Origin of the sequence: Stakelama pacifica (assembly GCF_004361835.1) — a bacterium.
Taxonomy (GTDB): domain Bacteria; phylum Pseudomonadota; class Alphaproteobacteria; order Sphingomonadales; family Sphingomonadaceae; genus Sphingomonas; species Sphingomonas pacifica.
The window spans coordinates 1-14,031 of record NZ_SNWD01000001.1 but is presented as its reverse complement, the minus strand read 5'-3'; the positions used below and the strand labels follow the sequence as shown (position 1 = coordinate 14,031).

Annotated in this window: 12 protein-coding genes; 5 read left to right on the top strand and 7 right to left on the bottom strand. The window is 61.7% G+C overall.

The window, feature by feature from the left end:
- Nucleotides 1-55 precede the first annotated feature (55 nt).
- Nucleotides 56-1,861 carry a DUF885 domain-containing protein gene (locus EV664_RS00060; RefSeq protein ID WP_133493675.1) on the top strand — a complete coding sequence of 602 codons (1,806 nt, stop codon included), beginning with the start codon at nt 56-58 and terminating at the stop codon, nt 1,859-1,861.
- A gap of 52 nt (nt 1,862-1,913) precedes the next feature.
- Here EV664_RS00060 and EV664_RS00055 read toward each other — a convergent pair whose 3' ends face one another.
- The 3 genes from EV664_RS00055 to EV664_RS00045 all read right to left on the bottom strand — a co-directional run bounded on the left by EV664_RS00055 (nt 1,914) and on the right by EV664_RS00045 (nt 4,385).
- Complete coding sequence (locus EV664_RS00055) at nt 1,914-3,419, bottom strand: serine hydrolase domain-containing protein (RefSeq protein WP_162848739.1); 1,506 nt, start codon at nt 3,417-3,419, stop codon at nt 1,914-1,916.
- Between the two features lie 85 nt (nt 3,420-3,504).
- The gene (locus EV664_RS00050; RefSeq protein WP_133493673.1) at nt 3,505-4,122 is read right to left on the bottom strand and encodes a hypothetical protein; all 618 of its coding nucleotides are present in this window, start codon (nt 4,120-4,122) and stop codon (nt 3,505-3,507) included.
- On the bottom strand, nt 4,119-4,385 hold the full coding sequence (locus EV664_RS00045) for a PadR family transcriptional regulator (RefSeq protein ID WP_133493672.1): 267 nt from the start codon (nt 4,383-4,385) through the stop codon (nt 4,119-4,121). Before EV664_RS00045 ends, EV664_RS00050 begins: the two co-directional genes overlap by 4 nt.
- Before the next feature lie 179 nt (nt 4,386-4,564).
- Between EV664_RS00045 and EV664_RS00040 the strand changes: the two genes are divergently transcribed.
- The 3 genes from EV664_RS00040 (at nt 4,565) to EV664_RS00030 (ending at nt 7,587) form a co-directional block, all read left to right on the top strand.
- Nucleotides 4,565-5,875 (top strand): DUF5690 family protein, encoded by a 1,311-nt coding sequence (locus tag EV664_RS00040; protein ID WP_229668010.1) that lies wholly within the window; start codon nt 4,565-4,567, stop codon nt 5,873-5,875.
- Nucleotides 5,876-6,001: 126 nt separating this feature from the next.
- Complete coding sequence (locus EV664_RS00035; protein ID WP_133493671.1) at nt 6,002-6,700, top strand: pirin family protein; 699 nt, start codon at nt 6,002-6,004, stop codon at nt 6,698-6,700.
- 335 nt (nt 6,701-7,035) lie between these two features.
- On the top strand, nt 7,036-7,587 hold the full coding sequence (locus EV664_RS00030; RefSeq protein WP_133493670.1) for a DUF1003 domain-containing protein: 552 nt from the start codon (nt 7,036-7,038) through the stop codon (nt 7,585-7,587).
- Between the two features lie 191 nt (nt 7,588-7,778).
- Here EV664_RS00030 and EV664_RS00025 read toward each other — a convergent pair whose 3' ends face one another.
- From EV664_RS00025 to acpA, 3 genes are all read right to left on the bottom strand, one after another.
- Complete coding sequence (locus EV664_RS00025; protein WP_133493669.1) at nt 7,779-8,438, bottom strand: metalloprotease; 660 nt, start codon at nt 8,436-8,438, stop codon at nt 7,779-7,781.
- A gap of 128 nt (nt 8,439-8,566) precedes the next feature.
- Entirely contained in the window at nt 8,567-9,103 is a 537-nt protein-coding gene (locus tag EV664_RS00020) for a hypothetical protein (RefSeq protein WP_133493668.1), read from the bottom strand.
- A gap of 509 nt (nt 9,104-9,612) precedes the next feature.
- Nucleotides 9,613-11,289: an acid phosphatase gene (gene acpA, locus EV664_RS00015; protein WP_133493667.1), complete on the bottom strand. Its 1,677-nt coding sequence runs from the start codon at nt 11,287-11,289 to the stop codon at nt 9,613-9,615.
- Nucleotides 11,290-11,792: 503 nt separating this feature from the next.
- Between acpA and EV664_RS00010 the strand changes: the two genes are divergently transcribed.
- Nucleotides 11,793-12,521 carry a ZIP family metal transporter gene (locus tag EV664_RS00010; RefSeq protein ID WP_133493666.1) on the top strand — a complete coding sequence of 243 codons (729 nt, stop codon included), beginning with the start codon at nt 11,793-11,795 and terminating at the stop codon, nt 12,519-12,521.
- Nucleotides 12,522-12,576: 55 nt separating this feature from the next.
- Here the strand turns inward: EV664_RS00010 and EV664_RS00005 are convergent, their stop codons facing one another.
- Nucleotides 12,577-13,968, bottom strand: a complete 1,392-nt coding sequence (locus tag EV664_RS00005; RefSeq protein ID WP_268237612.1) for a TonB-dependent receptor domain-containing protein — start codon at nt 13,966-13,968, stop codon at nt 12,577-12,579.
- Nucleotides 13,969-14,031 lie beyond the last annotated feature (63 nt).

The following is a 14,031-nucleotide window of genomic DNA, read 5'->3' as shown; positions in this document are numbered from 1 at the left end:
TGCGCCCTGTGATTATACGGTATACTAATCAGGAAATTTCAGGAGAAACAAGGCTATGCGGCGTTCGATCCAGCTGGGAGCACTGGGCTTCTTCATCGTGACCAGCCCTCTGGCGCACGCCGCCGCCACGCAGGACGAGTCCGCATGCGAATGCGCCGCAAAGCCTGCGCAATCTCCGGCCGACACCGCGTTCCGCAAACTCTATACCGACGAATGGAGCTGGCGACAGCAACAGGTCTCGGGTGACGAGGACAGCGGCGACGCTGCCATCCGCCCCGACCTGCCCGATGTATCGCCAGAGGCACAGGCAAAGCGCCTCGCCCGCTGGCAATCGGTCGAAAAATCGCTCGACGCGATCGACCGCTCCGCCCTCTCACCCGCCAACCGGACCAATTACGATGTCTATCGGCAGCAGATCAGCGTATTGATCGGGCAGCAGCAGTTCAAAGATTATCAGCGCCCGCTCAATTCCGACACGTCCTTCTGGGGAAATCTCGCCTCCACCGCGCGGCAGAGTTTCACGACCGAAACCGACTATCGCAACTATCTCTCGCAGCTGAATCAGATGCCCCGCTATTTCGATCAGCAGATCGCGAATATGCGCGCCGGCCTCGCCCGCGGCTTCACCCCGCCGAAGATCACGCTGCAGGGACGCGACGATACCGTCCGCTCGGTGATCGACGTGAAGACGCCGCAGGACAGCGTCTTCTACAAGCCGTTCGCCACCATGCCCGCGAACATCCCCGATGCGACCAAAGCCGAGCTGCGCGCCGAGGCGGTAGAGGCAATCACCCGGTCGGTTATTCCCGCGCATCAAAAGCTGCTCACCTTCCTTACCAAAGACTATATCCCGAACGCGCAGGCGTCGATCGCTGCCTATGATCTGCCCGACGGCAAGGCCTATTATCAGTCGAAGATCCGCGAATTCACGACGCTCGACATGACGCCCGCGCAAATTCATCAGATCGGGCTGGATGAGGTCGCGGAAATCCGCAGCCAGATGCTGCAAACCATGAAGGATGCGAAGTTCGACGGCACGCTTCCGCAATTTCTGCACTTCCTGCGCACCGGCCTCCAATTCTATGCGAAAACGCCGGAAGAATTGCTGAAAGATGCCGCGTGGATTTCGAAGGAATTTGACGGCATCGCATCGAAATGGATCGGCCATCTGCCGCGCAGCCGCTTCGCCATCGAACCCGTGCCTGCCGATATCGCGCCTTATTATACCAGCGGGCGCGGCGGCCCCGGAATCTATCTGGTCAACACCTATGACCTCGCCTCACGCCCGCTTTATTCGCTGCCGGCGCTGACCCTGCACGAAAGCGCGCCCGGCCATGCGTTTCAGATGCCGCTGGCAGCGGAGAACAAGGACCTGCCCGCCTTTCGCCAGAACACGTACATCTCTGCCTATGGCGAAGGCTGGGCGCTCTATTGCGAATGGCTGGGGCAGGAAATGGGCATGTACAAAACGCCCTATGACCGGTTCGGGATGCTCAGCTATCAGATGTGGCGCGCCGCGCGGCTGGTCGTCGATACCGGCATCCATTCGATGGGCTGGAGCCGCGAACAGGCGCAGCGCTATCTCCACGACAATACCGCGCTCGCCGATCAGGAGATCAAGACCGAAGTCGACCGCTATATCGCATGGCCCGGTCAGGCGCTGTCTTACTATATCGGCGAAATGACGATCCGAAACGACCGCGCGCGCGCCGAAAAAGCGCTCGGCCCCAAATTCAACATCCGCGCCTTTCATGATGCGGTGCTCGAAACCGGATCGGTCCCCCTCCCTGTCCTCACCGCCCGCATCGACAAATTCATCGCCGACGGCGGCAAAGGCCCATACCCGGACGAGGAGCGGTAGGAATAATGACGGGCACGGCGATATGCCACGGCAAGCCGCCCTGTTCGCTTTTTTAGGATCCGTTTGATTTCGCCACAGGCGGCGCACCATTGACGCGAAGCACCTTCATCGGCGGAGCGCCGTCGATGAAGGTGAAGCTCGCAAAATCAGGAGAGAATTCGACGGTGATGCCGAGGGCTTCGGACCGAAAACGCCGTGGCGAGAGCGGGATCAGCCGTTCGGACGTGGCGGCGGGAGCACCGGCGAACCGTGCGAATAATCCTTCCGAACGAGCTTCGAGCACAATGTTCAGCCCGCTGCCTTCGAAATGCCCCGCAGCTTTGGAAAGCTGAGCAAGCGACAGCGGCTTTTCCTTACTTGCCGGCACAACCATGTCGGGCCAGCCATAATCGCTCGCAACGGCGCGGACGACTTCGTTGATCAATCGGCGGCCATCGCCGCCATTGGTCAGCACGACGATGCCGTCGCCTCTATCCCTATAGGCTTCCATGAACGATTCGAATCCCGGATTGACGCCGTCATGGCCGAAGCGGGGGGTGCCGTCCCTGTAAAGCGCGACGCCAAGCCCCCAATTATCCTTGACCGGTGTCATCATCGCATGCGTCATCCCGGGCGAGAGGCGGTGCCCTGTCTTGCCTGCGGCGGAAGCCTGAAGATCGATGAGCAACCGCGCCAGATCGCTTGCGCTCGCCCACAACCCTGCCGCCGCAAGCTGGGGAAAGACGCAATAATTTCCGGGCATCGCTTTTCCGTGCGCAGAACCGAATGCCATGTCGCTGCGGATCGCCAGGGAGAGCGGCATGGCAAATCCGCTGCGTGTCATGTGAAGCGGGCCCAGCATCTCAGTTTGCGCAAGCTGGGCGAACGGGACGCCGGTCACATCGGACAGCGCAAGCTGCGTTACCATATAGCCGCCGCCGGAATATTCGAACTGCGCGCCTGCGGGTAAGATGCTCCGGACCGGCGGATTGGCGGCTGGCGGCATGCCGTCCAAAGTCTGTACTGTCGTGGGCAGCGGCGCACCCGGCGGGTAGCAGTGATCGAAGCCGTGCACGCTCAGCCCTGCCGTATGACTCAGCAGCTCGCGAAGCGTCACGCCATCGGGGGCCAGCTTCGCATCCTCCGGCAACCGCCAGGAATGAAGCGACCTGTTGATATTCCGGTCAAGGCCGATTGTACCCCGTTCGACCAGCCGCAATGCGACCGTCGCGGTCACTATTTTGCTGATCGACGCCGCCTGAAACGCAGTATCGGGCGTGACCGGCGCGCAACTGGTGAGATCGCGAACTCCCCAGCCCCGTGCCCAGGCGATCCTGCCGTCATGAATCACCGCGACGCTGATCCCCGGCACGTCGTATCGGCGCATCGCCTCGGCCAGCGTGCGTGGCTGGTCGCCGGGCCGGATGACGGGCGGGCGCAGGTTCGTCTCGACATTGCGGGTATGCGAATTGACGGGGCCGCCGTCGGTGAGGGAAGGCGCAACGCACCGCGCCGGCCCGGTCTGTGCAAGTGCTGGGCCGCAGGCGACGACGCTAAGCGACAGGGCACAGAGGATCATTCGTGCGTTTTGCATCGTTCGGGTCTCCGGCAAGGACATTGAGGCGACGATAAATCGGGGAAGCGCGCGACAGTCGCACGTTTCGCTAATAAGGCGGCAGGTTAAGATCAGCGTGCCAGCTTCTGAGTCCGGCGATCAGCGCAAGTTCGATCCCGAGCGCTCCGCCAAGCGTGACGGCCTGTCCGATATCGAGAAACAGGCAGCCCAGAACGAGTATCATGGTAGTGATCGCGGCAAGTACGGCAGTGCCCGTTGCGGCGGCGCGCACCCAGTCACGTTCAAGCGTCAGCCATGCCAGACGCATCTGCACGATGCCGGACAATAGCAGCAAAAGGGCGAGCGACGGCCCTGCCGCCCGAATGGCTTCGCCCATCAACAGCTTTTGCGCATAGGTCGCGCCGATGTTCGCCTGCCCGCCCAACAGATGAGGTATTCCCAGCGCCGCAGAGCTGATTTCAACCGCTGCGATCGGTACCATTATCATCAGCGCCAGCGCGTAGCTCGTCAGGATGAACCGGCCTTCATCCCGAACCGGCATCTGGCAAAGCGCCCCGGCCAGACATCCGGCGGCGAAGGTCAGCGGGCGGCCGTCATCGACCGCAGCATCGAACTCGGCCAGCATCGCCTGCGCCCATTCTCGCCGTCCTTCTCCCAGACACCGGCATGCGAGCGTCATCAATGCGCGGGAAAGCAGAAGCTTCATATCCGAACGGCCTTTCCCGATAGTGCAGGATCGTTGCGCGCAAGGTCCTGAACCAGTGCCATTCCCTTTTGCGTAAGACGATAAGCGTGCCGCGCCGGCCGGCCGGTCATGGCGGGTTCGCGCCATTCCGCCTCGACCAGATCCTGTTCGCTCATCCGTATCAGCAGCGGATACAACGTGCCCGACAGCAGTCCCGTATCCTTCATAAGATCATAGCCATGGTGCCATTGGCGATCGGCAAGCGAATGAAGAAGCGCAATCATTTGTCTGGAGGGGCGCCGCTGTCGCATCATTTCTTATTTTCAACATATGTAGATTTAAGAGTCAAGCGGCGGAAACCGCGTCGGCACCGAAAACCGTCTTCAGGAATGCCGCTCGTCAAGACGGTTGCTAAGCCCCCCTGTCATCAATTCGTCGCGCGCATCGCGCACAAGGCCCCGGCGTGGTTCGGGGAATCGGGATGATCGGCGGCGATACGGCGCGAAGGCGGGCATCGGCGTCCGGCCTCACCCTGTTTCTGGGCGGGCTGGCCGCGTTCGGCGCCTATTTCGCGATGTACGCCTTTCGCAAAGCCTTTGCTGCGGCGACCTATGCCGATATCGTCGGCTGGCCGTTCGCGCTCGACTATAAAAGCGCGCTGCTGATCGCTCAGGTCATCGGCTATGCGCTGTCCAAACTGATCGGCGTTCGCGTCATTGCGGAGGTCGGGCGCAGCCATCGCGCGCGGATGATCCTGTCGCTGATCCTTGCGTCCTGGCTCGCGCTGCTGCTCTTCCCCCTCGTGCCCCCGCCGTGGAACATTGCGTGCCTGTTCCTCAACGGGCTGCCGCTCGGGCTGATCTGGGGGCTGGTGTTCAGCTATATTGAGGGGCGGCGCGCGACCGAATTGCTGGGTTCGATGCTCTGCGCCAGCTTCATCCTGTCCTCAGGCGTGGTGAAGTCCGCCGCCGCGCTGCTGCTGCAGGCGGGGGTGCCCGAATTCTGGATGCCCGCTGCGACGGGCCTTGCCTTTACGCCGCTGCTGCTCGTCTCGCTTTGGCAGCTCGAGCGCCTCCCCCCGCCCGATGCCCGCGACGAGGCGGAGCGGGTCGCGCGCGTGCCGATGCGGGCGGCCGATCGCGCGGCGTTCCTGCGCGCGCACGGCGCCACGCTGCTGCTCCTCATCACCGGCTATGTCCTCCTCACCGCGCTGCGCGATGTCCGCGACAATTTCGCGGCGGAGCTATGGGCGTCGCTTGGCCATGGCGGCGAACCGGCGATGTTTTCGGCAAGCGAGATACCGGTCGCGCTGCTCGTCCTCGCCGCGCTCGCCTTGCTGATGCTGGTGCGCGACAATCGCCGCGCGCTGCTGGCGATGCACGGCATGATCCTGTCGGGCGCGCTGCTGCTCGGCCTGTCGACGCTTGCCTTTCATGCCGGGCTGATCGGGCCGATCGCGTGGATGACCCTCACCGGCACGGGCCTCTATCTTGCCTATACGCCGTTCAACGCAATGCTGTTCGACCGCATGATCGCGGCGATCGGCACTGCCGCCAATGCCGGATTCCTGATCTACATCGCCGATGCATCGGGCTATATGGGCAGCGTCGCGCTGCTGCTGATCCGCCATTTCGAAGCGCCCGATATGCGCTGGCTGCATTTTTTCACCCTGTGCAGCGAAGCGACCGCGCTGATCGTCGCGCTGTTCACGATCCTCTCCGCGCTCCATTTCCTCCGCCGCCCCCGGCGCATCCGGTTACCGCTCGCCGCCTGACCGGCGCGCATTCGCGAACGCTGCATTTCCATTTGGACCCCTGATCGCGCCTCCCCGCCCGGCCTATATCGCCCCCAACACAGCAACCGGCGGGCACATCAGCCCCCGATATGCGGGAGATATGACATGATCGACCTTCGTCCCTTTTCGACCCTTGGCGGCGCGGACCATGGCTGGCTGAACGCGAAGCACCACTTCTCCTTCGCCGGTTATTACGACCCCGACCGCACCCAATGGGGCAATCTGCGCGTGTGGAATGACGACACCATCCAGCCGGGCACCGGCTTTCCCCCGCACCCGCATCGCGACATGGAGATCATCACCTATGTCCGCAAAGGCGCGATCACGCATGAGGATAATCTCGGCAATCGCGGCCGTACTGAAGCGGGCGATGTGCAGGTGATGAGCGCGGGCACGGGAATCGCGCACAGCGAATATAACCGCGAGGATCAGGAGACGCAGATCTTCCAGATCTGGATTCTCCCCACCCGCACCGGCGAAGCCGCCGGCTGGGGCGCGAAACCTTTTCCCAAAGGCGAGCGGTCGGGCCGGTTCATCACCCTGGCTTCGGGCTTTGCAGAGGATGGCGACGCCCTCCCCATCCGCACCGATGCGCGGGTGATCGGCGCAACGCTGCGCGCCGGGGAGAGCGCCGAATATCGCCTCGGCACCGATCGGCGCGGCTATCTCGTCCCCGCTACGGGCGCGGTGGAGATTGACGGCATCCGCGTCAACGCCCGCGACGGCGCGGCGATCAAGGATGTGGAAACGCTCACCGTCACCGCGATTGAGGATAGCGAGATCGTGCTGGTCGACGCCGCCTGACCCGGTCCCGCCGCGTTTCCCATCGGGAGGCGCGGCGGGCCGATCACGCGAACGCGCACTCCTTCGCACGCCGCGCTTGTCCGGCCGTTTTCCCGACTATGATAGCAAGACAAACTGCCTGAACGTATGACAGAATCGTCATTGCAAGCCCCGCAGGGGCGCGGCAATCCGGAAGCTGCCTGGTCATCGCCGGATCGCTGCGTCGCTGCGCTTCTCGCGATCACGATCAGGTCAGCGATTCACGCGTATTGCAACATGGTATAAGCCAGACTCCGGCTTGGCGAGGGGCGAATCGAACCATCGACGCCGCCTCGCCCGAAGGAGAGAATGGCTGCATGAAGTCCCCCCGGCGTATCACCCTTGAACTTGCACGGAAAAGTCTCGGCCCCCACCCCGACGATCCCGAAGCACAGCGCGTCGTCGATCATATCGAACGCCGCACACCGATCAGTCAGGATGTCGGCGACCTCTCCGACGCGCAGGACAATTTCTGGGATCGCCTCGCCGATTCGGTGGCAAGGATCGGCGGCTCCTGGGGTTTTATCGGCGCTTTCTTCCTGTTCCTGGTGGCATGGACCAGCCTCAACAGCGTCGTGCTGACCCGCGGGGAGGTGTTCGACCCCTATCCCTATATCTTTCTCAACCTGATGCTTTCGATGCTGGCGGCGATTCAGGCACCGATCATCATGATGAGCCAGAACCGGCAGGCCGAAAAAGACCGCCTCGCCGCCGCGCATGATTATGAAGTCAATCTGCGCTCCGAACTCGAAATCCTCGGCATGCAGGAAAAGCTCGACCACCTGCGCGGCGAACAGCATGACCTGATCCTCGAACAACAGGCACGGATACTCGACCAGCTCGGCAGGATCGAAGCACGGCTGGGATAGGGCGGGGAGCGATCAGCGAAGCGCCGCCACCGCGATCGGCGCACCAATAAGAACGGGAATCCCCCGCTAGGAGACGGTTCATCCAACGCTTTCGCGCGCCCTGTTCGGCTAATAACGAAATAGAAAAAGGCGCGCAGGTATTGGCAATGAAACCGGAAACGATTCATGACCGGCACACGAACGGCGGGCTGTTACGCGCCTACATAATTAAGCCCATCGGCGATCGCCTGATCTACAGTCAGCCCCCGCTCCTTTCGAGCGCTAAATCCCGCCATCACTGCGGCGGCGCGCTCATCATGAGTACCGTGATGATTACGGGAGTGAAAGGCTGTATCGCCTAAGTCATACATGGTTGTTGCGAAGGTGACCGAGGAGAAATTCGCATTCTCTATCTTGCGCACGGCTGCAAAATAGCCGGCAAGATAATCGGCATGCAATTCCTGCCGTTTGACCGTCGACTGACCGGCGTTTAATCGTGCGGAAAGCCCGCGACGATATTGCACGATATGGCCATATTCATGTGCACAGACCGCCAGAACGGCGGCATCGGGCGCGGTGGGGCGTCCCAAGAGACCTTTGAGCATACGCGTGCCGAACAACACCGTTCCATCGTCGCGATCAAGTCGCACGGCGGAGGTCGCATATGCATTGCTGCCTTCGCCCATCGGCTCATCGAAATACGCGAAACCTGGCAATACGCCGAACAGCGCGGTCATTCGCGCGAGCGATTTGGCAAGGCTGCGATCAAACACCGCGTTGCCCGATTTCAGCACAATCGGCTCATTACCGCTGGCATAGGAAATTACGTCCTGCGCAGCGGAAAGAAGCGGCGCGGCTTCTTCCTTTGCCATCCAGCATCCGCCCGACACGCTCCGGGCTTGGTTGGTCTGCGCCTTGACCGGTCCCATGCCGCACAGCGAACAGGCAACAACCCCGCCTGCAATGCCGAACAGCGACCGGCGCGATGTCACGCCCCCGGTCAGCATAGATTAGGATATAGGTCGCAACCCTCTTCCTGCCCCTGGGGAACCGGGGAGGTTCCGGGGGTTGGAAGACTGGGTGTCGTGCCGCCTGTCGGTCCGGCAGACGGCACCGGCGCGGGACTGCCACTGCGCGGAACCGAGGGAGCGGGAGCGGGCGTGTAGTTCAGACCATAGATAAGTCCGTCGGCACCATATGCCACCTGCCAGAAAAGGTTCACATTGGCGAATTGCGTTGCAAAACCACATACGATGCCATTGGGAAGCTGCTGCGCGCCTATAACGCTCACATTCTGCAACGGCCCAAGCGCGGCAAGCTGGGGATAATACGTGGTCCCTCCGGTCTGCTGCAGAATAAGCTGTCGAACAGGCCATGCAAAAGCCGGCAGATAGGCACTACCGCTTTGGAAATGCTGAACCATCAATGCCATGGACGACGGGTTGCAAGGAGTCTGCGCTACGGCCTCTGCAGAGCCGATGGTACAAAAGCCAACCACAACTGCAGCAGCGCCAAATATATTGCGCTTATTTTTCATCGCCATCCCCCCAATAGCCACGAGTCGATTCTAAATATCACCCGCCGTTATTGAAGACAAGAAATATAGTTTTTGCCACACATGCCCGCTTCTTCCCAATATCGAACAACGCAGCGATGGGTCGGAGAAATGCCTTGCTTTTCCGGCCAAGGCGTCTTTCTCCGCGGCCATGTTATCCCAGTAACGGAAAGTGCCGCGCCTCTACCTCTAGCTAAAGAATCTTAGCAGTGCTCCATCGAATCCTGCGCTTCAACGAACAGATTCCCGCGTGCCCCCCTATCGTACCACGATCGTGGTATGGATCTGGACGAAATCCAGCTTTTGCGGCCTCCACAGCACAGATACATTGATTAGCTATGGTCTGGATCGTAGGTGGTTCAGCTCAGATTACCTTACTGCGGCATGCACGGTCGCAGTGCACGGCATTGTAGCAACAGAGGCAAAGGCTGAGCCTGTAACAACGGTAATGGGGGTACCCTTCGAAGGCCGGCAGTTATGTTCGCCTGCCCTCACCCCAGTTCCAGCGCCCCGGTCAGGTCGCCCGGTGCAACGCCGCCCGCCGCGACCATCGCGCGTTCGCGTTCCGCCAGACCGGGCAGCTTCTCCAGCCCGAAGCGCCGCGTGAGGAACCGGGCGATCGACCCGGTGTCATAGACGCTGTGATCCACCGCCCCGCGCCGGGCATAGGGCGATACGATCAGCGCGGGCACGCGCGTTCCGGGGCCCCAGCGGTCGCCCTTGGGCGGTGCGACATGGTCCCACCATCCGCCGTTTTCGTCGAACGTCACGACGACCAGCATCTTGTCCCATTGCGGGCTGGCGCGCAGCGTTTCGAGCACGCCGGTGATATGCCGGTCGCCGGCATCGACATCCGAATATCCGCCATGCATGTTGAGGTTGCCCTGCGGTTTGTAGAAGCTCACCGGGGGCAGCTTCCCGGCCTCTGCATCGGCAAGGAAATGGTTGGTCCGTGCGGTTTCGCCCAGCCCGGCATCGCGCAGATGCTGCGCGCGCGCTTTCGTCCCCGGCGCGAATTGTTCGTAATAGTTGAACGGCTGATGATGCGGCTGAAAATTGGGGACCGACGGGAAGCTGTTGCTTTGCCCGTGCCCCTCCAGCGCGGCTTCCCAACCGCCCGCATACCAGGCCCAGTCCACCCCGCGCTTTGACAGCTTGTCGCCGATCGTTTCGTGCTTTTGCGGGATCAGTGTGTGCGAATCGCTCCAGTCGGAATATCCGGGCCGTGCCGGGTCCAGCCGGTATGTCGGCGCATAAGGCGGCAGCATCGTGTTGACCGCGTAGAAATCGGGGCTGAGCGATGTCGGCACGAACTGCACCGGCCCGTCCAGCGCGCTTTTGGGCGATTTCGCCGTCTGTTTGGGCATAATGCCGCGCGGGTCGCTCCCCTCCAGCACCGTGATCCGGCCCTTTGCCGGGCTGTTCGCCGCATCGGGATAAAAGGGCGGACGCGCTGCGATCAGATATTGGTGGTTCAGGAACGATCCGCCGAAAGCGCCCATGAAGAAATTGTCGCACAGCGTGAATTCGCGCGCGATCTGCCACAGCCGCAAATTGGCGCTGTTGTCGCCATAGCGTCCCATGGTCAGCGCGCCGCTATCGCCCCATGCGACGAAGCCGTCGTTGCGGCCCCCGTTGATCTGCAACTGATTGTTGTAAAAAGCGTGGATCAGGTCACGCGTCACCAGCCCCTGCGGCAAAGGATCGCCGTCGGGGGTTTTCAGCGTGAAGGGCGCATTGGGCAAGATCGGCAGATCGTCCTGACCGATCTGATATTCGCGGTGGCGCACCACCTGCTTGTTCGGGACCATCCCTTCCCAGACCGGCGGAAGTTGACGCAGGACGCTGCCGTCGCGGTCGCGCTGCAAACTTTGCTCCGGCGGCACGGCGGACAGCGGTTTTTCAAGGCCGGGAAAATCGCCGAACAGGTTATTGAAGCTGCGATTTTCGGCGAAGATGACGACCACCGTGTCAACTTTGTCGCGAAGCAGCGCATCGGGGATCGCGGCGCCGGTCGCTTTCGGTTCGCTTTGCCGCGCCTCGGCACCGCCCGCCGCGCCGCCGATCGCGGCCAGCCCGGCAGCGACCGCCGCTCCGCCCAGAAGCTGGCGCCGCCGGGGATTTTCGATGTCCTGCGGCCCCGTTCCCGGCTTGTCACCCTTGCTCATATGCGTCCCTTGCCTGATTTTCTGCGGCATCGCCTAAGGAGATAATGTCTCATTTCGATGACAGCACAATGGTTCTCGCGCAGCCAATGACACATTCCGAGCGGCCATGCGACATCGCAGCTTCCGCAAACCGCGCGGCGATCCGGCGATGTGCGCGCCGCTCCGGATTGCCGCGCGCCTTGCGGCCTCGCAAGGGCGGGCTTGGGTCGGGGTGACGGCAGACGGGTGCGGCTCGATGCCAGGCTGCGACCCGCTGTGGCGCTCGGATTACCTTACGCTGGTACAACAGGTCCGGATCAACGCAGATCGGCATAAGATCGACCGGATAGGCAAGCTGGACAGAACCCTATGGCCAAAGCGACCCGTCGCTGCCTGCGGCAGAAAAACCATCCGCGTCGCGACTTGCCTATGGTAGATGATACACTATATCATCTAACCTCCGGCAGGCGCTGTTCGGCGCCAACTTCGTAACCTTCGCCCCGCTTTGTCCAAAGGCCCCCTGCTTGCCCCCTCTGCTGCTCCTGATCCTGTGCTGCGCAGCGCTGACCGCGGTCGCGCTGCTCGCCGCCCTTCCCTCTTTCCTGGCCCGAAAAGCCCCGGGAACCGGGCGTCTCGCCGAATATGGCGATCAGTTCGCCAAGGGGGTCTTCATCGCCACCGGGCTGGTCCACATGCTCCCCCATGCCGCGCACGATCTGGCGGACCTCCATCCCGGCTTCCCGCTTGCTTTTGCCATTGTCGCCGCGACCCTGCTCGCGCTCGTCCTCCTCTCCCAGTTCGGCCAGCGCCATCAAAGCCGCACCGGCCTTCCCATTATCGCCACACTGGTTCTGGTGGTCCACAGCCTGCTGGAAGGCGCGGTTCTGGGCGCGACCGTCGGCACGCTCGCGCTCCTCACCCTCACCGCCGCGCTCTTCGCGCATAAGGGCATGGCTGCCTTCGCGCTTTCCCGACTGCTCATCGAAAGCCCGCTTTCCCGCCGTTCCGCGCTGCTCCTGCACGGCGCGTTCGTCGTGTCGCTGCCGCTCGGCGCGGCCATCGGGGAATCGGTTCTCCACCATCCCGGCTGGGAAATCGCATCGCCCATCGTCATGGCGCTGGGCGCAGGGACGTTCATCTATCTGGGCACCGCGCATATCGTCGCGAACCTTCATGCCGGGCATCTGCGCTCAGGGCTGATCGCGCCGGTCATCGGCTTCCTCGCCATGACCGCACTTTCCGCGATCGCATAAAAAAGGCCCGCCCTTCCACAAGGAAAGGACGGGCCAAGCACTCCAGGGTGGGAGATCAGAAGTTGACCGTGGTCCCGATCGCGATCTGCCGCCCGAGCGAGTCATAGCGCGGGGCAATCGTGTTGTTGCGGAACAGGCCTGTAACATCACGCGAGTTCGGGAAAACCGGCGGCCCCTTGTCGAGAATATTGTTCGCCGCAACCCGCAACGAGAACGCCTTGTTCACCCGGAAGCTGAGTGCCAGATCGAAATAATTATACCCTTCGATCCGGTAGAAGGTCGTGCGATCATCGCCTTCGCTCCAACCCAGCGTCGGATCACCCGAATTCGATACCCGGGTAAGCGGTCCCAGATAGCGCCAGTTGAGCGACGCACTGAAGAAATCATCCGATGTCGTATAGGTCGTGCGCAAGGTGTGCGACCATTTCGAGATAAACTGACCGCAGCCGGCGCCGCCATAATATCCGACGCAATTACGCTCTGCGAGGATCGGAGAATCCTGTGCACCCGCCAGCGTGGTCAACGATCCGGCAAAATCGAAGTCGAGACGACCCGCTTTACCCATCCGCAGCGCATATTGCGCCTGGAAGTCCCAGCCATGCGACTTCGCTTTGTAATAGTTGGTCGTACCCTGCCGGATATAACCGGAGGTCGGGTTGCTGCCCGGATCGCTGAATAGTTGTCCATTGGCATTGCGAACGAACATCTTGCAAAAGAAGTCGCTGCCGGTCGAAAGACAACCATCAGAGAAATACTGATAGTTATTATACCCAATCGACTGATCGAGATCGATCAGGAAGCGGTCCACCGACACGGTCAGGCCCGGGATGAAGCGCGGGCTGACGACGACACCGAAGGTCTTGGTATAGGCGGTTTCCGGGTCAACCGTGAAGCCGCCGCTGCGATAGGTGCAGCCGACATCGGTGTCGCACAACAGGTCCGAACTCCCGTATTTTTCGGGTGCCAGACCGGTCGCGGCACAAACCGCCTGCGACGCCTTCGGATCGCCATATACCGGAATGCGCTGTCCGTTCGGACCGGTATCGTAGCGTATGATCGTCGGCGCACAGAAATCATTGTAGGTCGGATCGATGCGCCCATAGCTCGTGTTGCTTGCCTGATACGATTCGATCACAGTCGGCGCGCGCTGCGCACGATTGATCGATCCGCGGAACGTGATGTCCCGGACTGGCGACCAGATTCCTTCCGCCTTCCAAGTGGAGAAGGTGCTGGGATTGGTGCTGTATTTCGACAGGCGGAACGCACCATTGAACTGCAGCAGTTCGGCAAATGGCTTGTCCTCGACCAGCGGTGCCTGCACTTCGACCATGCCCTCCCAGACATTCTGGGAAAGATGGCTGTCGCTGCCGCCATTATATTCTCGCCACAGCGCGTCTGCCGTACCATCAAGCTGATTGGTCTGAGCCCCTAGATTTCCTCCATTGATAGGTAGAGTCCGGCCTTCGACAAGGAGACGGACGAATGAAGCGATCGAGGTTCAGCGAGGAGC